A 22,400-nucleotide genomic window follows, 5' to 3' on the forward strand; every position below is an offset into this window, starting at 1 on the left:
ATTCAGGAAGAGCGTCAGAGCATTTTAGTGTCCGAATCACCCTTCTTCTGTCACTCTAAATGTGACACTCTAGGCTTTTCAATATGGCAGAATCAAACTAGTGCATGCATATATTTCTGACTTGATTAATAGTAAATCACTACTGCACAACATTCTCCATGCATTCAAAGAAGTAGTCGGCAAAATCTGACAGACCGCATGCGGCGTATGGAAGCATTGCAATATAGAAAGGCATTATGTATTGAGACTTATCCTCCCAAAAGATATATAGTATGAAACCTCCTATCACGAAGATTATCAAGAAGAGATTACTGATATTTGGAATGCCCTGCGAGTACTTGATACGGTGTCCCCTCAGTGAAAAGACAAGTGAGAGGAGCTCGAAAAAGGCACCTATTGCGATAAGGCTCTGGTCTATATCCATTAGTGCGGTTGTCACAATATTCGCTTTACCATAGTAAAAGGACCTCGCAAAAGCAGTGTAGCTTCTTCTCGTACTAGCGCCTATATCAACGCTATCTCGATCCCAGTTTGACTCAATCAGACTTCCAAAAGTTGGATCAGTCCATTCAATCAGGAGCTTCTTACAAAAGAACCTAGCGAACAAATCAGGATATTCTTCGTAGCGTTCGAGTCTTTTCTTGAGATAATACTTATTCGCAACGGAATAATATTCTTCATCTTTATCTAACTGGTTTACATAACCATTAAAAAATCCTGGCATCTCCGTTGCAAAAGCTATTTCATCGTTGCCAGTTATCTCGGCTTCCCATTCAAGTCCCCCGCCCGTACCCATTGTCACATGACTCATCAAGGGAATTTCTCCGCTGAAGTCGCATCCCGTAATTGAACCTACATACGCGTTGAGAGCCCCTAATACCAGAGAGTACAGCACGTAGGGCATGACTAGCAGAGGCAACAAGCCGTAACGTTTTCTCTTCAGTCCGAGTAAAAAGAAAGTAATTCCTAGGGCAATGGCCGCAATTGCTAGTGTTGATTTAATTAGGCATGCGAAAACCATGAATAGTACCGATGAGATTGTTTTGGAAATTTGTATTTTGGAACCATCGAAAGCCTCAATGCACTTCACCGCTGAAGCTAGCAACAAGGTATTTCCCAATAGATTTCCATACTCCCAAGTCGAATAGTAAATTGTGCCAAAAAAGCAACTTGACAGAAGTAGTGCTATCAGAGGCGCAACCTTCGAGCTTGACAGTTTATTGGTTATGCGAACTAGCAGTAGGATGGTAAAGGCATTCGCAAAGGCATTAGACAACTGAAGCAGTATGTTGAAATTCTCTCCCGCTATTTTGATTGCAGCAACGATTAGCAGGACATAAGGCGTTTGAAACGAATATCGCCACATATATCCGCCATGCATCCATGTTGTTTGATACTCTTGATTACCCAGCAACGCCTGCGCAGCCTGTATAAGGGAGGCGGAGTCATAAACTGGCTCAGTGTTAGCGATGAAAATCCAGAGAGTCGAAGCAACGAGACCGAACATGAAACCAGCGGCCTCTACTTTCTCTACGGATGGGATTGTTTTCTCATTTTTTTTCACCATCAATATTGCTGCCACACTTATTATGATTCCGATAAGCGTGGGAATACATTTCGCTAATGAAACCGTATAGGAGCTCTCTGAATAATCAGCCGAGGTCGTGACGAGCATGGAGATGACAGAAAGCATCCCAGTGAGGGCTAGTGCAGTGTAGGTGATAATTTTTACAGACAGACAGTACACATATCCTTGTATGCTATCTCTCTTATTCACAGTTTTCCCCTCAACAGGATTAGAAACTAATAACCCTTGCCTAGTTCTGTATCTCAACTCTACATGCTTTGAATCTGAAGCGTAACACTATCATTTCCAGGTTTCACTTTTATAGTTTCGGTTATATTGCGATATAGATTTTTCTATCAGCAATTTATTTCATTCTAGTTAAGCGCAAAAGGATCTTCCTGTCAGAGCATTCATCGACGCACTGGCAAAGCACTCGGAATGTCTTCCTGACGAAGTACTACTTCCCGTCCTCATAGGCCCTGACGACGTCGATCTCCCACTGGCGTCGCGCGCCCTTCACGATGGTGTCCAGGATCAGGCCGCACGTGAAGAAGAGGCAACCCAGGCCGCAGAAGGCGACGGCGAGGATGGCCGTCGGGATCCTCGGCACCAGGCCGGTGGCCATGAACTCCCCCACCACCGGGATGCCCAGGATCAGGCCGATGACGATGGCGACGAGCGCGAGGATGCAGAAGAAGCTCAGTGGCTTGTAGTCCTTGAGCAGCGAGAAGATCATGCGCAGGACCTTGGCGCCGTCCGAGAAGGTGTTGAGCTTGGACTCCGAGCCCTCGGGCCTGTCGCGGTAGTCGATGGGGACCTGCGAGATCCTCCAGCGCTTGTCCACCGCGTGGATGGAGAGCTCGGTCTCGATCTCGAAGCCCGGGGAGAGGACCGGCAGGGTCTTGGCGAAGACGCGGTTGAAGGCCCGGTAGCCGGTCATCACATCGTTGAACTCGAAGCCGTACAGGACCTTGATGAGCCACCTGACGAGGTCGTTGCCGAAGCCGTGGAAGGCCCTCTTGTTCTCCTCGCCGTAGGTGCCGTTAGAGAGGCGGTCGCCCACCACGTGGTCGGCCACGTCGTCGAAGAGGGGCTGGAGGAGCTTCGGCGCCTCCTCGGCCGGGTAGGTGTCGTCGCCGTCGACCATGAGGTAGTAGTCGGCGTCGATGTCCCTGATCATCTGCCTCACGACATTGCCCTTGCCCTGACGGGGCTCGAACCTGACGTGGGCGCCGTGGGCGCGCGCTATCTCGCCGGTCCTGTCGCTGGAGTTGTTATCGTAGACCCAGATGTCCGCCTCGGGGAGCACCCTGTGGAAGTCGTCGATCACCTTGCCCACGGTGAGCTCCTCGTTATAGCAAGGCACCAGCACTGCGATAGATGGGTTTCCCATATGCGCTCCGTCACAACCCTAGTTGGACCCGTCCTACGATTGCCTGGCTACAGGCTCTGTCAGCTCACCCATGGTAGCGAAGAAGGTAGCGCCCTTCTCCCATGGGGAAGGCCAGGGCAGGATTCTCCATCAACCGAATGCGTCTCTGAACGGCCGGACGAGCCGGCAGATGGACGCCCGCAGCATCTGCGCGCCGTAAGGCGCCCTCCTACATTCCTGCACCCCAACTGTACCCTTGATATGATGGGATACTGTTTCACAACAAGTTGCCCTGCGCATGGTGCTGAAAGACGCGACAAGAACGGCGACCTTTACCCATTAGGAGAGCGATGAAGAACGTTGCCTACGGCAAGGGCGCAGGACTCAACGGGATGGGCTCCGTCCTCTTCTGCCTGGTGACGGCCATCACCACGGCAACGTTCTCCTACGTCGCCCTCATGTCAGTCTGCTTCACCGACATATTCCATCCAGATCCATATCTCGAGGCTATATCCTCGATGTCATGGCTTTCGAGCCCGCGCCTGATGCTCGCCGGTCTGCTTTGGCTTGCGCTCGTCAGCGGTCTCCTCTACCTCGTATGTCACCTGTCAGAGCGCCTTAACGAGAGGTCCGTGCTCGTCGGCGTCATTCTAGTAACGAGCGCGCTTGGTTGCCTCGTGGTTCTCTCCGCGCATTCCACGGGCCACATCTTCCCGGATGCACACAGCCTCATCGAGTACGCGTCACGCGCCTCCAGCGGAGACTGGGACAGCTTTCTCCCCACTGCGGAGCATTCTGAATTCGCTCCTGACGTCCCTTCTGCATACACGTACTTTCGGTTCTATCCGTATCAGATAGGCGGCTTCCTCTATTTCCTTGCCGTGTTCAAGCTCTTCGGCGCCGGCAACGTAGTCGCCCTCGGGCTTTGCAACGTAGTCGCTAACGAGGTCGCTCTCCTCTCCCTCACGCTCTTGGTGTGGGAAGCGACGGAATCCAAGGCGGAGCGAGTTTGCGCCCCCGTGCTTATGGGACTCAACGCCCCGTTCTTCATCCTTGCGACCTTCCCCTACGGGAACTCAGTCGGGTTCTCCCTGACCTGCCTGTACCTTCTCCTCCAGGTGAAGTCCTTCCGCGCCGAGGACGGCAAGGGCACCCTGCTCTACCAGCTAGCGTCGATCGCCCCCCTGGGCGTTGGCCTTGCAATCAAGTCCACGTACCAGGTCATCGCCCTCGGCATGGTCGCGGCATGGTTCGTCCTCACAGCCAGAAGGGGCAAGTGGCTGGGGTTCGGCCTGTCAGCCCTCGTGCTCGTCCTGGCGCTAGCATTGGCGGGACTGCCCAAGACGTACTTCGAGCATGCCACCGGAATCGACTACGGCGAGGGCCTGCCGACCGTGTCGTGGTTGGAAATCGGCCTCACTGGGTCGACGGGAATCAACGACCAGCCTGGGTGGTAGGACGGTGACGCCCTGGACGCATGGGACGAAACCCAGCGAGACACCGAAGCTACCAAGGAGCTTCTCGGCGAGCGGCTCAGAGACGTGCTTGGTGGCTATGCGGAGAACCCAGGCACGCTCTCGTCCTTCCTCTCGAGAAAGCTCGAGAGGAAGTGGGCAGAGCCCACGTACCAGTCCATCATGTACCTCAAGTACAACACGAACGCAGAGGGGGAACCGGCTGACGTCGGCCTGCTGAGCAGCGGCCCCTCACTGACGTTCCTGGACGGGCTCCAGTCCGCGATCTACATCGGCGCCGTCCTCGAAGCCGTGCGCATGCTGCGGGAACGAAGGTCCGAGGACGGCGACGTCCCCTTCATGCTTTGCTGCGCCGTGATGGCGGGATTCGCCTGCTATTTGCTCTGGGAGGCCAAGAGCGTCCACATCCTCCCCTTCGTGACGCTCATGACCCCACTCGCCGCAGCGGGTTACGCCTGGGCTTTTACCAACGTACCCAACACGAGGTCCCACCGGCGCTAGCACGCCCTTGCGTCCGGAGCCAGCTAGTCCAGCTCCTCCTCGACGATGTAGCGGGGGCGCCGCTTGGTCTCCAGGTATGCCTTCCCAACGTATTCGCCCGTTATCCCCAGGGCGGTCATGACGAGACCGCCGACCAGCCAGATCGAGACCATGAGGCTCCCCCAGCCCGCGACGGCGTGACCCGAAGCCCAGCTCGCGATCGCGTAGACGAGCATCGCGATCGCGAAGAGCATCGAGGCGAGACCCACGGCAGTAACGGCCCTCATCGGCTTGGTCGAGAAGGACGTGATGCCCTCGACCGCCAGACCGACCATCTTGTTGAGGGGATACTTCGACTCGCCGGCAAGGCGCTCCTTGCGCGCGTAGGTGACGGTGTCGGTCTTGAACCCGAGCGACGGGACGATGCCGCGGAGGAACAGGTTGGCCTCCCCGTACTGCGACAGTGCGACAAGCGCCCTCGAGCTCATGAGGCGAAAGTCGGCGCTGTTGTAGACGACCTCGGTGCCCAGCCGACGCATGAGACGGTAGTAGGACTCCGCGCTCTTCCTCTTGAAGGCGGTGTCCGTGTCACGGTTGTCTCGGACTCCATAGACTATCTCCGCGCCAGCCTGATACTTGTCCACCATCCGCTCGATTACGTCCACGTCGTCTTGGAGGTCGGCGTCGATGGAGACTGACACGTCGCAGCCCAGGTCCAGCGCCTCCATGAGGCCCGCGTAGAGGGCGCGCTGGTGTCCCTCGTTGTGCGCGAGCTTGATGCCGGCGAAGACGTGGTCGTCGCCGTTGAGACCACGGATGATGTCCCAGGTCGCGTCATGCGAGCCGTCGTCCACGAAGAGGACCCTGCTCTCCGGGGAGGCCTTCCCCGCAGATACCAGGGAGGTGACCACGTGGGCGAGAACGCGGCTCGACTGCGGGAGCACCTCCTCCTCGTTGTAGCAAGGAACCACGATGCAGAGCATTGGCGGGGTCGTCTCGCCCCTCGCGCCGACGCTGTTGAGATATCGATGTCCCAAGGTCCCCCCTAGCGATTGCAGTACCAATCCGAATTGATGCCTTCCCCACGGAGGAAGACCCGTAGATGACAGTATCGCATTACCTACATGCGGATAACCCGTAGATTGCCGGATGGAACGTCCGGCCTGCGCATCGCGTATCCTAGAATGCTTCGGTAGCAGATAGAGCCGCGAGACGGAGTGAGGTAGCGCATGCAGAAGGTACGGATAGCCAACGTCCTCCTCGAGGAGACCCGCCAGTATCGGACCGCGCCGGCGCTCTACCTCAGGACCACCTGCGCGGCCGAGGAGGCCGAGGAGGGCTGGAGGCTCTCCGGCCCCGGCACCTTCGACTTCACGACCTTCTTCAACGGCCTCTCGGTCATCAAGTACGACCGCTACACCACGGCGAGGTCCTACCACCTTCACCTCGAGCTCAAGGGCGCGGCGGCGCGGGTGACCCAGACCTGCGTCGACACCTACGACTACTACTCCCGCCCGCAGGAGAAGACGCGCGTCGACGTCGCTGCGAGCGACGAGTGGGTCCCCGTGGACATCGAGCTCTCCTACGCCCCGACCGACGTGATCGTGGGCTTCGTTATCGAGGCCGAGGGCGAGGTCCTTCTCCGCAACGGCTACTACGCGGCCTCCGTCGAGGACGGGGCGGTGAGGGAGGTCGAGCTCGCCCTCTCCACCACCACCTTCAAGAAGGAGTCCTACATCACCCACAACATCGACCTCGTCCGCGAGCAGATCCTCGGCGGCGACGAGGCGATCTCCCAGCACTTCCGGATGTACGTGATCGACAACGGCCGCACCCTGGACGCGGCGGCGCTCTCCGGCGACGGCGTGACCGTCTACCCCAACAGGAACGTGGGCGGCGCGGGCGGCTTCGCCTACGGCATGCTCCTCGCCCAAGAGCAGGACGTCACCCACGTCCTCATGATGGACGACGACGTTGAGGTCTCTCCCGAGAGCATCAAGCGGACCTACAACCTCCTCACCATCGTGAACGACGAGTACGCGGACGCCTTCGTCTCCGGCGCGATGATGAACTACGACGAGCCCGACATCCACTGGGAGAACCTCGGCTTCATGACCTACAACGGCGTCTGCAAGTCTCTGAAGCCCATCTTCCGCATGAGCCTCCTGCACGACTGCGCGACCTGCGAGGCCTTCGAGCCCGCCGAGGACCTCTACCCAGACACCAAGCAGCGCTACGCCGCCTGGTGGTACTGCTGCATCCCCGTCTCCACCATCCGCGAGAACGGCATGCCGCTGCCCCTCTTCGTCCGCTTCGACGACGCGGAGTACGGCCTGCGCTGCAAGCCGCGCTTTATGAACATGAACGGCATCTGCATCTGGCACCTGGCCTTCTTCATGCGCTACAGCGCCGCGCAGGAGCGCTACCAGACCGCCCGCAACGGCCTCGTGATCCAGGCGACCACGGGCGTCGCCCCCGACACCGACTTCCTCGTTGAGCTCGACCTCGGTATGCGCCGCGAGCTCTCAAAGTTCAACTACGCCGACGCCGAGCTCATCTGCGAGGGCCTGGAGGACTACCTGCGCGGGCCCGAGTGGTTCGCCCAGAGGGACGTGGCCGAGCGGCGCTTCATGGACGCCAACAGGAGCAAGGAGAGGCTCCTTCCCCTCTCAGAGCTCGCGGAGCTCGCCAAGGAGGTCGGGGTGGACTTCGACCGCCTGCGCGCGGACGACTTCTTCCGCGACATCCCGCTCGGTGGGCAGGGGGTAGCCGGCAGGCTCGCCGGATCCTTCAACCGGCGCCTCTTCGAGAGCTCGCTCAACGGCCAGCTCTTCGGCGACCTCAAGCCGATCGAGGGCAAGGTCGCCCTCGTCGAGGCCACCGGCTGGTCCTACCCCATGGGCGCGCTCTTCGGCGTGGACACCGTCGTCGCCGTGAACATCCAGCTCAAGGCCGGCGTCATCCGCCACAGGGACAACGAGCGCGGCAAGGCGCTCTGGCAGCGCTACCAGCAGGACGTGAAGCGCTGCCAGAGCGAGGGGCCCGAGCTCAAGAGAAGGTACGCCGCTGCGCGTCCGCTCCTCACCTCGGTCGACTACTGGAAGCGCTACCTGGACCTGGACTAGGTGCGAGAAGCACGCGAGACCATACGGGCAGAGAGCGGGCCGGCACCTCGGGGGTGCCGGCCCGCTTGCTTCCTCTCGCACTGCCTCAGGAGATGACGTCCTGCTCGACGCCCTTCTCCCGAGGATCGGTCCTTTGCTGACCTCCCGTGGCCAGCCGTCCTCGCCCCTAGAAGATCGCGGGTTGCACGCGGGTGACGCCGGGGACGTGCTCGCGCAGGATGCGCTCGATGCCGTCGCTCATGTCGTACTCGGAGAGCGGGCAGCCCGCACAGGCCCCCTGCATCTCGAGGGTGACCACGCCGTCGTCGTCGCAGTCGATGAGCGCCACGTCGCCACCGTCCGCCTGCAGGCTCTGACGGATGACGTCGATCGTCGCCTCCAGGAGCTCGCGGTTGACCTTGGGCTTGCTTTCCTCTGCCATTGCTTCCCCTTCCGACGCCGCACGCGTGCGGCTGCTAATTCCTACCAATTGCGTAACAGTTTACCCAATCGGGGAGAAAAGATGCCCCGACGTGGCACCCTGCATACGACCTGCAGGCTTCCTTCCCTCGCGCGCAGCCGCCACCGCGCGCGCGACGCGCTCGACCGCCGCCGCGGTCTCTCGCGGACCCAGCAGCGTCGCGTCGGCGGCGAGGCGGGTTACCCCCGCCCCGACCAGGACGTCCGCCTGCGGCGTGGCGTCGAGCGGGTGCGCGGCGTAGATGCGCGAGCGGCCGTGGACGTCCGTGCGCACCGGCAGCAGGCTCCCGTCCCTGTCGCGCAGCGAGACCCTCCGCTTGCGCCAGGGGCAGCGCGCGCAGTCGTGGCAGCAGCTCCCCGTCGCCTGGAGCACGCAGTGCTCGCTGGTCATGGCCCGCGGGCGGCCGAGCACCACGAGGCCCAGCGTCACCGAGGTCCTTCTCGCAAGGTCGCACACCTCGTCCAAGGTGAGCTCCGGGGAGAGCCAGGCACCCTCCGCCCCGGCGGCCTCGAGCGCGACCAGGGCGGACTCGTTGTGCACGGGGATGCAGGTGCGCAGCTCCGCCCGGGCCCCGCGCTCGCGCGCGAGCACCAGCTCGGAGACGTTGCCCACCGCGACGGGCGCGCCCGGGCGCACGTAGGGGTCGAGCCGCTCGTGGTCCGCCTCGCGACAGACCTCGTCCAGGACGGGCACCGTGGCGGCAAGCACGCGCTCGGGCCACTCCCCCGCCTCGAGAGCGTCCGTCGTGGCGTAGACCCTGGTCGCGCCCGCCGCCAGCGCCGCCTCGGCCGAGGCCGCGTCCGAAACGATGGCGCAGACCTCCGGCTCGGCGCGCGGCGAGAAGCCCTCGTGGACCACGCCCGGCCTGGGAACCCCCGCCTCGTCGCGGACCTCGCGCAGGTCGTTGCTCACCTCTATGGAGTCGGGCGCCGGCGAGAGCTCGCGGGAGTCGTAGGCCGCCAGGATCGCCGCCTCGAGCCTGCGGCAGGCCTCGGCGCGCACCTTGTGCACCTGCGAGAAGCCCATGCCGCAGCCTGGGTCGAGCTCCACCTCGAAGGAGGCGGGTGCGAAGGGGCTCTGCCCCATGCGGCCGACGTGCTCCACGAGGTCCTGCTCGCCCACCGCGCGGGTCCTCGCCGCCTCCACCACGAAGCCCGTGGCCTCGGCGGAGAAGGCACCGTCGAGCGTGGAGAGCCCCACGGAGAAGGGCTCGCCGAGGCGCGCCGTCACGCGCACGCGCACCGGGCGCTTGGGTGCGGCCTCGGGGCGCGCCGCGCGGGCGGACTCGTCCATGATCTCCTGGCTCCTGATCACGCGGACGAGGCTGCCCTTCGGCATGGGGCGGGCCGTCGTGCAGGAGATGGTCTCGCCGGCGGCGGCGTCCGCCTCGGCGTAGGTGGTGAGGAACTGCGAGGGGTCGTCCTGGGGACGGACCTCGAGCAGGTCGCCGGCGCCGACGGGCCTCTGGAGCCGGATCCGCGTCTCGGCCTTGCTCAGGGTGCGCAGGCGCGCGCGACCGCCGTTGGCGCCGCCGCGGACCCTGCGCTCTGAGGCGAGCGCGCGGGAGGAGGCGACCTCGCCGACCAGCTCACCACGGTTGTTGGAGCGCTCGTAGCTCATGAGCTCGTCGCCGGAGCGGCCGTGGAGGTAGGCGTCGGTGAAGTCTCGGTTGAAGGTGCGCTTGAGGCGCGTGCGGCGCGCGGCGAGCGCTGCCTCGGTGGGGGTGCGACCGGCGGCGACGTCGTCCATCTGGGCGCGGTAGGCCGAGATGACCGCATACACGTAGTCCGGCGACTTCATGCGGCCCTCGACCTTGAGCGAGCCCACGCCGGCCTCGGCCAGCGCGGCGACGTCGTCCAGGCTGCAGAAGTCCTTGGGGCAGAGCGGACGGCCGCGCCCCGGGGCCTCCACGCTCCTCCCCTCCTCGTCCACCAGGTCGTAGGGGAGCCGGCACGGCTGCGCGCAGAGGCCGCGGTTGGCCGAGCGCCCGCCGGCCAGCGAGCTCATCATGCAGACGCCGGAGTAGCAGAAGCAGATGGCGCCGTGGCCGAAGGCCTCGAGCTCCACGCCCGTCTCGGCGATCCTCGCCATCTCGGCAAGCGAGAGCTCGCGCGAGAGCGTCACGCGGCTGGCGCCGAGGCGGCCGCACCAGGCCGTGGCGCGGGCGTCGTGCACATTGGCCTGGGTCGAGACGTGGACCTCCACCTCGGGCCAGCGGCGCAGCACCTCGGCCATGAGGCCCCAGTCCTGGATGATGAAGGCGTCCGCCCCGAGCAGCCACGCGCGGCGCAGCAGGGAGAGGGCGCGGGGCATCTCCTCCGTCTTGATGACGACGTTCTGCGTGACGTAGACGCGCGCGCCGGCGAGGTGCGCCACCCGGCAGGCCTCGCGGAAGGAGTCGTCGTCGAAGTTGTGGGCGCCGCGGCGGGCGTTGAAGTCGTTGCCGAGGCCGCAGTAGATGGCGTCCGCCCCCGCCGCGAGCGCGGCGTAGAAGGGCTCCGGGCCCCCGGCTGGCGCCAGAAGCTCGGGCACGGCGTGGCTGGAACGGAACTGCATGGATGGCATGGGCGTGGCTCCCTCTTGGGTCTCGGGCAGTCTACCAATGTAGCGCTCGAGGCGAGGGGGAGCCACGCCCTTGGGGTGCGGAGGCCGAACTCTAGACGAGCTTCACGAAGCGGCGCTTACCGACCTGCAGCACGGTGCCGGGGACCAGCAGAGCGGGGTCGACGTTGTAGCTCTTGGGCGCGAGCTTCTCGCCGTTGACCTTGACCGAGCCCTGGTCGATCATGCGGCGGGCGTCGCTCGTGGACTTGACGAGGCCGGCCTCAACCAGGAGCTTGGCGAGGAAGACCTTGCCCTCGTCGTTGGGCGTGAGGTCGCAGGCGAACTCGGGGACGTCGTCGGGGATCTCGTGCTTCTTGAAGAGGTCGTCGAAGGCGCGCTCGGCCTTCTCACCCTCGCCCGCGCCGTGGTAGAGGTCCACGATGTTGCGGGCGAGCGCGCGCTTGAGCTTGTAGGGGTCGGCCGTGCCATCCTTGAAGGAGGCGTCGACCTCCTCGATCTTCTCGATCGGGAAGGTGGAGCACAGGCGGTAGTACATGGGCACCAGCTCGTCGGTGATGCTCATGAGCTTGCCGAACATGTCCGCCGGCTCGTCGGTGAGGCCCACGTAGTTCTTGTAGCTCTTGGACATCTTCTTGGTGCCGTCGGTGCCCACGAGCAGGGGCATCGTGAGGGCGACCTGCGGCTCCATGCCCATGGCGCGCATGAGGTCGCGGCCGGCGAGCAGGTTGAAGATCTGGTCGTTGCCGCCCATCTCGACGTCGGCCTTCACGACCACCGAGTCGTAGGCCTGCAGAACCGGGTAGATGAACTCGTGCAGGGAGATGGGCAGGCCGTTGGTGTAGCGGTTGTGGAAGTCCTCGCGCTCGAGGATGCGCGCCACGTTGAACTGGCTCATGAGCTTGAGCATCTGAGCGAGGTCGAGCGGCTTCAGCCAGTCGCCGTTGTGGACGATCCGGGTCCTCTCGGGGTCGAGGACCTTCATGGCCTGCTCGACGTAGGTCTGGGCGTTGGCCTCGACCTGCTCCTCCGTCAGCGGCGGGCGGGTGGAGTCGCGCCCGGACGGGTCGCCGATGAGGGCCGTGCCGTTGCCGATGATCAGCGTGACGTTATGGCCGAGGTCCTGGAACTGGCGCATCTTGCGCAGGGGCACCGCGTGGCCGAGGTGGAGGTCCGGGCTCGTGGGGTCGACGCCGAGCTTGATGTTGAGCGGCGTGCCCTTCTCGAGCTTCCTCTTGAGCTCGTCCAAAGGCACGATCTGCATGGTGCCCGAGGTGATGACCTTCAGCTGTTCTTCTACTGGCAGCAACGCTCTGCCCTCCATGTTCCTCTGGTCCCCTCGCCGTCCGCCGGGGACGTGCTCACAGGCACCTACTTTATCCCAACGGAGCGCGCCGCGGCGGCCGCGCCGCCACGTCTTCCAAGCCTTATGCACAAGCTCTGTTCTCCCGCGCGATTCGCGAGTTTGCCCCCTGCTCTCGTATAATGGTTTCTGGCTGTCAATAAGGAGGCACCATGAGCGTTCGTACCCGCAGGGCACGCAAGCATTCCCGCACGCACATCATCGGCTTCGGCCTGGCAGGCGTGCTCGGATTCATAGCGCTACTCTTCATCGCACTCGCCGTCTCGGTCGGCACGCTCGTCGACTCTTGGCTGCAGGACCTGCCGGACTACAACTCGGCCGACGCCTACCTGGTTTCCGAGCCGACGCAGGTCTACGACGCCAACAACAACGTGATCGCCGAGTACTACCTGCAGAACCGCAGGAGCGTGACGAAGGACCAGGTCTCCCCCTACGTGCTCGAGGGCACGGTGGACACCGAGGACGTCCGCTTCTACCAGCACAACGGCGTCGACCCGCAGGGCATCGTCCGCGCGGTCCTCGTAACCTTCCGCGGCGGCTCCGAGGGCGCGTCCACCATCACGCAGCAGCTCGTGCGCAACACGGTCCTCTCGGACGAGCAGTTCGAGCAGACCCTCAAGCGCAAGGTGCGCGAGGCCTACATCGCCATCCAGATGGAGAAGACGTACTCCAAGGAACAGATCCTGATGATGTACCTCAACACCATCTACTACGGCCACTCTGCCTACGGCATCCAGGCCGCCTCCATCACCTACTTCAACAAGGACGCCAAGGACCTGACCCTGGCCGAGGCCGCGCTGCTCGTGGGCCTGCCGCAGTCGCCGTCCTACTACGACCCCACCGAGAACCCCGAGGCCGCCATCCAGCGCCGCAACACGGTCCTCGACCGCATGCTCACCGCGGGCGACATCACCCAGGAGGAGCACGACGAGGCCCAGTCGGAGCCGCTCACGCTCAATCAGGGGCAGGTCATCGACCCGCAGGGCACCTACCCCTACTTCACGGACTACGTCAAGTCCCTGCTCCTGCAGGACTTCGACCAGGACACCGTCTTCCAGGGCGGCCTCAAGGTCTACACCACGCTCGACCCCAACATGCAGGAGGCCGCGCAGGACGCCGTCGAGAACCGCCTCTCGTCGTTCGGCAACGCCGAGCTCGACTCCGCCCTCGTGGCCGTGGAGCCCGGCACGGGCTACATCAAGGCGATGGTCGGAGGCAGGGACTACTCGTCCAACCAGTACAACCTGGCGACGCAGGCCGAGAGGCAGCCGGGCTCCAGCTTCAAGGCGTTCACGCTCGTGGCCGCCCTGCGCGCGGGGATGAGTCCCGACATCTACATCAACGCCAACTCGCCCATGCAGATCACGAGCACGTGGAAGGTGCAGAACTTCGGCAACTACAGCTACGGCACCATCACGCTGCGCGAGGCCACGGCGCGCTCTTCCAACACCGCCTACGGCCAGGTGGCCGTGGCCATCGGCGCGGACAGCATCGTCCAGGCCGCCAAGGACATGGGCGTCGACGTGGACCTGCCCTCCTACCCCTCGATCACGCTCGGCACCACGGGCGTGCCGCCCATCCAGATGGCCGAGGCCTACGCCACGCTCGCCACGGGCGGCGTCCATCGCGACACGGTCGCCATCACCAAGATCGAGGACCGCAACGGCAACACCGTCTACGAGCACGAGGACAACCCCGAGCAGACCGTGGACCCGGCCGTCGCTCAGACCGCGACCGACGTGCTCGAGGGAGTCATCACCAGCGGCAACGGCACGGCCAACGTGGTCAACGGCATGCTCGGCATCAACCAGCCCGTGGCTGGCAAGACCGGCACCTCCGAGGACTACCGCGACCTGTGGTTCGTGGGCTACTCCCCGCAGCTGTCCGTCGCGGTGTGGTGCGGCTACCGCCAGGAGGCCACGGTCTACATCCACGGCACCTACGGGCACCCCTACACCACCTCGTGCCTGATCTGGGCGGACTTCATGAACTCCGCGCTCGAGGGCGTAGACCGCCAGGAGTTCCCGAAGACCGACGAGAAGATCGACTACAAGTCGAGCTCCTCGTTCAACCTCAAGAACACCTACATCAGCGACAACAGCGGCACGCAGTCCTCCACGACCTACGGCAACGAGTCGAGCGGCACCACGGGCAGCGAGGACGGGTCCTACTCCAGCGGCTACGGCAACAGCGGCAACAGCGGCAACAGCGGCAGCTACGGCAGCAGCAGCGGTTACGGCAACAGCGGCAGCTACGGTAGTGGGAACGGCACCTACGGCAGCAACGGCTACGGCACCGAGAGCAGTGGCAACTACGGCGAGGGCTCCGGCACGGGCGGCGGCTACGGTACGGGTTCGGGAACGGGCACCGGGACGGGCACGGGCAGCACCGGGACCGGCTACTAGCGCGAGGTCACGGCCTCGCAGCAACCAGGCAGACGAATCGAGGAAGCGGGGCCGCGTCGAAGACGACGCGGCCCCGCTTCTCTTGTCTCACGATCTTCTCGCACGCTTGCGGCAGTGCGGCCCCCTGCCTTCGGCCCATGGCCGATTGCCGGCTACTCTCCCTCCGAGTCGGAGGGCTCGCTGTAGCCGGAGTCAGCAAGGCCCTCGAGCACATCGGCGGAATCAGACTCCGCACTCTCGGCATCGGGTTCCACGGCCTTCTCCCCTGCGTCGGCATCCGTCGCCCCTACCTCGGCCGGCTCCTCGGTTTCGTCGTGCGCCTCCGCCTCGGCAGGCGACTCGGCCTCGGCCCCAGGCGCAGCAGCGGAGGATGCGGGTGCGGTGCCGTCGCTGATCTCGCGCAGGTCCTCGGGAATGGAGACGACCGGCCCCTCGCGGCGGTCGCCCATGAGCTTGGACTTCCCGTCCGGATGCTGGAGCTTCTTGATCATGCCCTCGGCTGCCACGGCCTTCTCCTCCGAGCGGCAGATGCCGAGTACGGTGTCGTTGCCGGCGATGGTGGCAACGATCTCCGGCATGTCCGCCGCGTCGATGGCGGCGGCGATGCCAGGGGCCGTACCGGACTGCGCCTTCACGATCACCTCGTTGTTGATGTGCTCGACCGAGAAGACGAACTCTGCGACCATGCGCTGGAGATGCAGGTCCTCCGCGAGGACGTAGACGCCCTCCGGTAGCTTGCGCAACCCCATGTCGGAGATATCGCGCGAGGCCGTGGCCTGGGTGCAGGCGTAGCCCGCCAGGCGCAGCTCCTCCACGAGAGCCTTCTGCGTACGGATCGACTTGTTGCGGACGATCCACTTGATTGCGTCCTGTCGGACATTTCGCTTCTTGACCATCGGACCTACCTCCAAAGCACACGACCTTTCGCCCTGGCGTACCTGAGATAACGTGAATAGGAACCTGAGGCCCCTCAACTTGCCTTGTAGGACAAAAACTAATTCTTCTTATTCGAGTATACAAGCAGTCGTATACTCGATTTAATCATGTTGTATTAATTGCTTTACCTATAATTCGAGTATTCGGCCCTTTTCCTTTCTACGCCATCGAGTTGCGCATAAAAGCGCGCGCCGGGACCACGGCGAGGCCTCCCGTCGCCGATTCCGCCACACGAAGGCGCCCCCGAATATCCAACGCGGCCTACATCCTGCCGTCCTCCTGCGCCCGCCCTATCCCGTGACCGCCGACGGCCCCGCGCGGGGCAAGTCGCCCGGGCGCGTGCTGGTCACTCCCCACTGGCAGGAATATGATGGTAAATACGCCATTTGCAACCACTCAGCTGACCGCTGCCGAATAGCCTGGAGCAAACATGCAGTACTCGAACGACGGTCGCACCTCCGGGCGCGACGCAAGCAGAAGGACCAGCCCCACGCGCGGGGGTACCCCCCGCGGCTCCGCTCGAGGCTCCTACCGCGGCCCGTCCGGCCGCAGTGACGCTCGCCGGGGCGCTCCCCGAAGCGGCACACGCGCAGTCCAGCACGAGCCGGGCGGGGCGCGGAGGCGCAGGAGCAACCTCACCGGGCCCGACACCGGCTACACCCTGCACTCGCACCGCGTGAGCTTCTCTAGGCGCGGCTCCTTCGCCGAGCGCCTCGCCACGACCGACTGGCGCGTCTTCGTCGCGCTGGCGGCCATCGTGCTCGTGATCATCGTGTTCGCCGTGGGCATCTCCTCCTGCGTACGCGGCAGCACGCCGGCCAGGTCGAGCGAGGGCGCGGACGACTCCGCCGACATCACGAGCACGGCAGCCATGAGCGACCAGGACGGCCGCGTGGCGGCGGGTGTCTCCAACTCGATCATCTCGCAGTTCTCGACCGAGCTGGACCGCGACGAGCAGCTCGCGCAGATCGCCAAGCGCGCCAACGAGTACACCGACGAGCGCCTCCTGCAGCTGGCGCTCAACGAGCCGGAGGCGATCGGCTTCGTCGCCAACTACCTCGATGCGGACAAGTCCTCCTCCGCATACACCGACTCTGTGACCAAGGGCTCCGTGCCCAAGCTCTTCGACTGGGACGAGCGCTGGGGCTACGTGACGTACGGCGACGGCCCGATCGCGGTCACCGGCTCTGGCCCGACCACGCTTTCTATGGCCTACATGGGCCTCACCGGCCTCAACAACATGACGGCCGCCAACTTCGCCTCGCTGGACTCCTCGTCCCAGACGAGCGCGAACAGCACCTCAAAGGCGAACAGTTCGAACAGCTCCTCGAACCCCTCGAGCTCCAAGGACTCCGACAGCTCCACCACGAGCTCCGACTCGTCGACCACCAGCACCGGCGACTCCGCACTCGACGCGATGATCAAGATGGCGACGGGCGCGGGCCTCACCGCGAGCCAGCTGTCCGTCTCCTCGAGCAACCTGACCGGCTACCTCTCGGAGTCCTCCGTCATCGCCGTCCACCTCAAGGCCAACTCCCTGACCGCCGACGAGCACTGGGCGCTCGCGGTGGGCGTCGACTCGGACGGCTCCGTCATCCTCTTCGACCCCACGTCCTCCTCGATCTCCAGCCGCACCTGGGCGGCAGGCACCATCGCCAACTACTCGTCCTCCTTCATGCTGCTCTCCGTCACCGACGAGTCGCTGGCGTCGCTGCAGTCCAAGGCGGGGTCGAGCGGCACCAGCGCGTCTGGCACCAGCACGTCTGGCACCAGCGCGTCTGGCACCAGCACGTCAGGCGCCAACGGCAGCGCCACCTCGGGCTCTTCCAGCACCTCCGGGACGAACGCCTCCGGCACGGGCTCCTCCGGGACGGGGTCTTCGGGCAGCGGGTCCTCCACCTCGGGGACCAGCGGGAGCGCCTCCGGTACGGGCAGCTCCTCGGGCTCGGGCTCGAACTCGGGCTCGAGCGGCACCTCGAGCGGATCGGGCTCCGGCAGCTCCTCCTCCGGTTCGACCTCGAGCGGCTCCGGCAACTACGTGGGCCTGACCAAGAGCGGCAACTAGCCTCGGTGGGAGGCACGTCCTTCGACGTCGCTCGCCTGCGGTGCGGACCTCGGAACGCGAGCCGATGACAAGCAGCGGCGACAGCAGAGGAAGCCTACCTAAAGGAAGCCCCTCGCGTCTCTGGCGCGAGGGGCTTCTCGTATGGCTCGTGCGTGAATGCCCTACTTGAGGATGGCTTCCGAGGCGGCCTGGAGCTTGGCGCGGACCTCCTCCGCCTCGGCGCGCGTGGCGCCCTTGGCGAACAGGTAGGCCTTGACCTTGGGCTCGGTGCCGGACGGACGGAAGATGACCTTGTTGTCGTCCTCGAGGCGGTACTCGATCACGTTGGCCGCCGGCAGGTGCTGCGGGGCCTCCTTCTGCAGGCCGGAGACGCGCGGCATCTCGGGAGCGGTCTCGAAGTCCGTCATGCCCACGACCTTGTAGCCGGCGATCTCCTCGAGCGGGCTCTTGCGGAGGCCGTCCATGATCTCGGCCATGCGCTTGGCGCCGGCAGCGCCCGGGAACTGGGCGTTGACCGTGCCGTTGAGGTAGTAGCCGTACTTCTTGTAGAGCTCCTCCATGGCCTCGTAGAGGTCCATGCCGCGCTCGGCGTAGTAGGCGGCCATCTCGACGCACATCTCGACCGCCACGATCGCGTCCTTGTCGCGCGCGTGCGTGCCGACGAGGTAGCCATAGGACTCCTCGAAGCCCATGAGGAAGCGGTCCTCCTCGCCCTCGTCCTTGAGCTGGTCGATCTGGTCGCCGATGTACTTGAAGCCGGTGAGGACGCGCCGCATCTCGAAGCCGTGGTCGCGCGCGAGCGCGTCGGGCATGACGGAGGAGACGATCGTGGAGACCGCGACCTTGGCCTTGGGGTCCTCGCCGCGCTGCTCGGCCATCTTGATGAGCCAGTCCATCAGCAGGACGCCCATCTCGTTGCCGGTCAGCAGCACGTAGTTGCCGTCGTGCGGGATCGCGGTGCCCATGCGGTCGGCGTCAGGGTCGGTCGCGACGACGAGGTTGGGCCTGACCTTGTCGGCCAGCTTGAGCGCCAGGTCGAGGGCCTCGCGGAACTCGGGGTTGGGGTAGGTGCAGGTCGGGAAGTGACCGTCGGGGTCCTTCTGCTCCGGGACGACCTCGACGTCGTCGACGCCGATCTCCTTGAGGATGCGGGTCACGCACTCCATGCCGGTGCCGTTGAGCGGGGTGTAGACGACCTTGTAGCCCTCGGGCGCCTTGAAGCCGGGGACGGAGACCTTCTTGACGGCGGCGATGAAGTTGTCGAGCACGTCCTCGGGCGTCCACTCGATGAGGCCCTGCCTGAGGCCCTCCTCGAAGTCCATCATCTTTGCGCCGCCGAAGACCGGGGTCTTGGCGATGGAGGCGCTGATCTCGTCCGCGGCCTCGTTGGCGATCTGGCCGCCGTTGTCGTTGTAGACCTTGTAGCCGTTGTACTGGGCGGGGTTGTGCGACGCGGTGAGGACGATGCCAGCCGACGCGTGGAGGTAGCGCACGGCGAAGGAGAGCGTGGGGACCGGCTCGATGCGCGGGTACACGTAGACGTGGATGCCGTTGGCCGCGAGCACGCCGGCCGCCACCTTCTGGAAGTCCTCGCCCTTGAGGCGCGAGTCACGCGCGAGGGCGAGCGTGGGGTGGTCGTAGTGCGCGTTGAGGTAGTCGGCGACGCCCTGGGTCGCCTGGGCGACGACGTAGACGTTCATGCGGTTGGTGCCGACGCCCAGCGTGCCGCGCAGGCCGGCCGTGCCGAACTCGAGGTCGCGGTAGAAGGCGTCATTGAGCTTCTCCTCGTCGCCGGCGAGAAGCTCGTCGAGCTCCGCCTTGAGATCGGGCTCGGTGACGTTGTCCTTCCAAAGCTGGACCTTAGCCGCAGTGTCCTTGTCCATCCTGGCAACCTCCTGTCGTGTCCGAGGGCGCCGCCCGTGGCGCGGGCGAGCCCGTGCCGGGGCGCGTCCATGTACCCCTTAACAACCTGATGCTCACATTGTAGACGTGATTGCGCGCGAGGGCGGCCACGTTGCGGTGGCGGCCCTCGGCACGTTGTTGTTGTGGCCGCCCGCGCGCGCGGCGTCGGCCCCGGGGGCGCGACGTATCATGGGTGGCACGATCTTCTCCAAAGACGGGCGAAAGGTGTCCCGATGAACTTCTTTGCGACGTGCCCCAAGGGCTTCGAGCGCCTGCTGGCGGCAGAGCTCGCCTCCCTCGGCATCACCCAGGTCAGGCCCCTCAAGGGCCAGGTCTCCTTCGAGGGCGGGCTGGAGGGCGCCTACCGCGCCTGCCTCTGGTCGCGCCTCGCCTCGCGCGTGATGCTCACGCTCGCACGCATCGACGCCACGGACGCCGACGCTCTCTACGCCGGGATGGGCTCGATCGACTGGACGCGACACCTCGCGCCCGGGGCCACCTTCGCGATCGACGCGCACGGAACCAACGCCGAGCTGAGGAATACCCAGTTCACGGCCCTGCGCTCCAAGGACGCCATCTCGGACCAGCTGCTCGCTCGCCGCGGGGCGCGCCCCGCGCAGGACCCGGCCGACCCCGACCTCACCATCGCGGTGCGCGTCTCGCGCGACCACGCGACCGTGGCCATCGACCTCTCGGGCGCACCCCTCTTCCGCCGCGGCTACGAGACCGCGCGCGGCAAGGCGGCGCCGATCGCGCCGCTGCGCCCCGACTACGCGGCCGCCCTGCTCGCCGCCGGCGGCTGGTTCCGCTGCGTGCGGCACGACAAGGCCCGGCTGCTCGCGCTCTTCCCGGGGGCCGGCACGGTCCTGGTCGAGGCCGCCTCGGAGGCGCTCGACCGCGCGCCCGGGCTCCTCCGCACGCGCTGGGGCTTCGAGGGCTGGCTCGGGCACGACGCCGCCACCTGGGAGGCCCTGCTCGACGAGGCGGACGAGCGGGCGGAGAAGGGCGGGCGCTTCGGCGCGGCCGCGGGCGGCACGGTCGCAGTGGGGGGCCTCGAGCTCGTCTGCTTCGAGGGCCGGCGCGGCAGCGAGCAGGCCGCGACCCAGCTCCTGCGCGCCGCGGGCATCCACGGCGTCCGTCCGCGCTACCTCTCCGCCTCGGAGCTCGGCGACGCGGCGCAAAGCCTCGGGCCCTCCTCCCTCATCGCCTGCGACCTCTCCTGGGTCGACGCCGGCGACGCGGCCGAGGAGGCGGTCGCCCTCTCCGAGCTGGCCCGCGCCACCCAGAGGTGCGGCCGCGTCCCCCTGCTGGCGACCATCGCGCGCGACGGCGCCGCCGAGGCCGCCTTCGGCGCGCCGGCCACGGAGCGCGAGGCCATCTACCTGGGGCAGGACGAGGGATTCCTCTGCACCTTCGACCTCGCGGCGGAGCGCGGGGAGCGCCCCGTCGCCAGGCTCAAGGACGGGCGCGAGGTCCCCGTGATGCTCCCCACGAGCCAGCAGTTCGCCGACCGCCTCTGGAAGGTCGCCCGCGAGCGCCGCAAGTGGGCCAAGCGCGAGGACGTCTCGTGCTACCGCGTCTATGACACGGACCTGCCCGACTACGCCGTCTCCATCGAGCTCTACCAGGGGGCGGGCGAGCAGGGCCGGTGGCTTAGGGTCTCCGAGTACCGCGCGCCCAAGGACGTAGACCCGCTGGTCGCGCGCGAGCGCCTGATGGACGTGCTCGCCATCGCGCCCCAGGTTCTCGACGTCGCGCCGCGCAACGTCTTCCTGCGCGTGCGCAGCCGCGCCAAGGGCGGCTCTCAGTACGCGGACGAGGGCAAGCTGGCAGGCGCCGCGGGCGGCCGCGCCGGCGCAGGGCGCGGGGCAAGCCGCAAGGCCGGGCGCGGGGCGTCCGGGCGCGAGGTCCTTCTCGGCAGGGGAAGGGCGGTAGGGCCCCACTCCTCGCGCGGCGGTCGCGCGCAGGACCCCGGCCTCATGACGCCCCCGGGGGCGCACCTGGTCGAGGAGGGCGGGCTCACCTTCGAGGTCAACTTCGAGAGCCGGCTCGACTGCGGGATCTTCCTCGACCACCGCGAGACGCGCGCGCTGGTGCGCGAGATGGCCAAGCAGACGCAGGGGTCCAAGCGCTTCCTCAACCTGTTCGCCTACACCGGGACCGCCACCTGCTACGCGGCCGACGGCGGGGCCAAGCACACCACCACGGTCGACATGAGCCGCCCGTCGCTCGACTGGGCGCGGCGCAACATGGCGCGCAACGGCTTCACCGGGCCCGAGCACGAGTTCGTGCAGGCAGACGTCGTCGCCTGGATCAGCGAGCAGCGCCGGACCGCCAACCGCTGGGACCTGGTCTTCTGCGACGTCCCGACCTTCTCGAACTCCGACCGCATGCACCACGGCAGCTGGGACGTGCAGCGCGACCACGCGGAGCTGCTGATCGGCGTGAGCCGCCTGCTCACGCGCAACGGCACCTGCGTCTTCAGCTGCAACCTGCGCAGCTTCAAGCCAGACGTGGAGTACCTGCGCCGCTACGGCGTGGAGGTCGAGGACATCACGGCGCGGACGATCCCCGAGGACTTCTCGCGCAACCCCAAGATCCACCACTGCTACCTCGTCCGCAGGTTCGCGCAGGGCGGCAGGGGCGCATAAGGAGAGGGGCCCGGGGGCGCCAAGCGCGTCCCCGGGC

At 65.2% G+C, this 22,400-nt stretch carries 13 protein-coding genes and 1 pseudogene; 6 read left to right on the plus strand and 8 right to left on the minus strand.

Annotated elements, in window-relative coordinates; translation table 11 throughout:
- Positions 1–139: 139 nt before the first annotated feature.
- On the minus strand, positions 140–1,777 hold the full coding sequence (locus VXJ25_RS05165) for a hypothetical protein (RefSeq protein ID WP_330958146.1): 1,638 nt from the start codon (positions 1,775–1,777) through the stop codon (positions 140–142).
- 247 nt (positions 1,778–2,024) lie between these two features.
- Positions 2,025–2,933 carry a glycosyltransferase gene (locus VXJ25_RS05170; RefSeq protein WP_407941915.1) on the minus strand — a complete coding sequence of 303 codons (909 nt, stop codon included), beginning with the start codon at positions 2,931–2,933 and terminating at the stop codon, positions 2,025–2,027.
- A 356-nt stretch (positions 2,934–3,289) separates the two neighbouring features.
- On the opposite strand from VXJ25_RS05170, the gene VXJ25_RS05175 reads away from it, so the two are divergent.
- The gene (locus VXJ25_RS05175; RefSeq protein WP_330958148.1) at positions 3,290–4,396 is read left to right on the plus strand and encodes a hypothetical protein; all 1,107 of its coding nucleotides are present in this window, start codon (positions 3,290–3,292) and stop codon (positions 4,394–4,396) included.
- A gap of 84 nt (positions 4,397–4,480) precedes the next feature.
- Positions 4,481–4,915 (plus strand): hypothetical protein, encoded by a 435-nt coding sequence (locus VXJ25_RS05180; protein ID WP_330958149.1) that lies wholly within the window; start codon positions 4,481–4,483, stop codon positions 4,913–4,915.
- Between the two features lie 23 nt (positions 4,916–4,938).
- On the opposite strand, the gene VXJ25_RS05185 is transcribed toward VXJ25_RS05180, so the two are convergent.
- A complete protein-coding gene (locus VXJ25_RS05185; RefSeq protein ID WP_330958150.1) occupies positions 4,939–5,865 on the minus strand; it encodes a glycosyltransferase family 2 protein in 927 nt (308 codons plus the stop codon).
- Positions 5,866–6,123: 258 nt separating this feature from the next.
- On the opposite strand from VXJ25_RS05185, the gene VXJ25_RS05190 reads away from it, so the two are divergent.
- Positions 6,124–8,019 carry a glycosyltransferase gene (locus VXJ25_RS05190; RefSeq protein WP_330958151.1) on the plus strand — a complete coding sequence of 632 codons (1,896 nt, stop codon included), beginning with the start codon at positions 6,124–6,126 and terminating at the stop codon, positions 8,017–8,019.
- A gap of 166 nt (positions 8,020–8,185) precedes the next feature.
- On the opposite strand, the gene VXJ25_RS05195 is transcribed toward VXJ25_RS05190, so the two are convergent.
- From VXJ25_RS05195 to tyrS, 3 genes are all read right to left on the minus strand, one after another.
- A complete protein-coding gene (locus tag VXJ25_RS05195; protein WP_330958152.1) occupies positions 8,186–8,440 on the minus strand; it encodes a NifU family protein in 255 nt (84 codons plus the stop codon).
- Between the two features lie 60 nt (positions 8,441–8,500).
- Entirely contained in the window at positions 8,501–11,044 is a 2,544-nt protein-coding gene (locus VXJ25_RS05200) for a U32 family peptidase (RefSeq protein ID WP_330958153.1), read from the minus strand.
- A gap of 91 nt (positions 11,045–11,135) precedes the next feature.
- A complete protein-coding gene (gene tyrS / locus VXJ25_RS05205; RefSeq protein WP_330958154.1) occupies positions 11,136–12,350 on the minus strand; it encodes a tyrosine--tRNA ligase in 1,215 nt (404 codons plus the stop codon).
- 206 nt (positions 12,351–12,556) lie between these two features.
- Here tyrS and VXJ25_RS05210 point away from each other — a divergent pair, with 206 nt between their 5' ends.
- Entirely contained in the window at positions 12,557–14,809 is a 2,253-nt protein-coding gene (locus tag VXJ25_RS05210) for a transglycosylase domain-containing protein (protein WP_330958155.1), read from the plus strand.
- Between the two features lie 473 nt (positions 14,810–15,282).
- On the opposite strand, the pseudogene VXJ25_RS05215 reads toward VXJ25_RS05210, so the two are convergent.
- Positions 15,283–15,705: pseudogene (locus VXJ25_RS05215) on the minus strand (arginine repressor); the annotation flags it as partial.
- A 716-nt stretch (positions 15,706–16,421) separates the two neighbouring features.
- On the opposite strand from VXJ25_RS05215, the gene VXJ25_RS05220 reads away from it, so the two are divergent.
- Positions 16,422–17,810 (plus strand): hypothetical protein, encoded by a 1,389-nt coding sequence (locus VXJ25_RS05220; RefSeq protein WP_330958156.1) that lies wholly within the window; start codon positions 16,422–16,424, stop codon positions 17,808–17,810.
- Positions 17,811–17,971: 161 nt separating this feature from the next.
- Here VXJ25_RS05220 and VXJ25_RS05225 read toward each other — a convergent pair whose 3' ends face one another.
- A complete protein-coding gene (locus VXJ25_RS05225) occupies positions 17,972–19,693 on the minus strand; it encodes a phospho-sugar mutase (RefSeq protein WP_330958157.1) in 1,722 nt (573 codons plus the stop codon).
- A 252-nt stretch (positions 19,694–19,945) separates the two neighbouring features.
- Between VXJ25_RS05225 and rlmKL the strand changes: the two genes are divergently transcribed.
- The gene (gene rlmKL / locus VXJ25_RS05230) at positions 19,946–22,363 is read left to right on the plus strand and encodes a bifunctional 23S rRNA (guanine(2069)-N(7))-methyltransferase RlmK/23S rRNA (guanine(2445)-N(2))-methyltransferase RlmL (protein WP_330958158.1); all 2,418 of its coding nucleotides are present in this window, start codon (positions 19,946–19,948) and stop codon (positions 22,361–22,363) included.
- Positions 22,364–22,400 lie beyond the last annotated feature (37 nt).

It is taken from the genome of Olsenella absiana (assembly GCF_036408855.1).
GTDB classification, from domain to species: domain Bacteria; phylum Actinomycetota; class Coriobacteriia; order Coriobacteriales; family Atopobiaceae; genus Olsenella_K; species Olsenella_K absiana.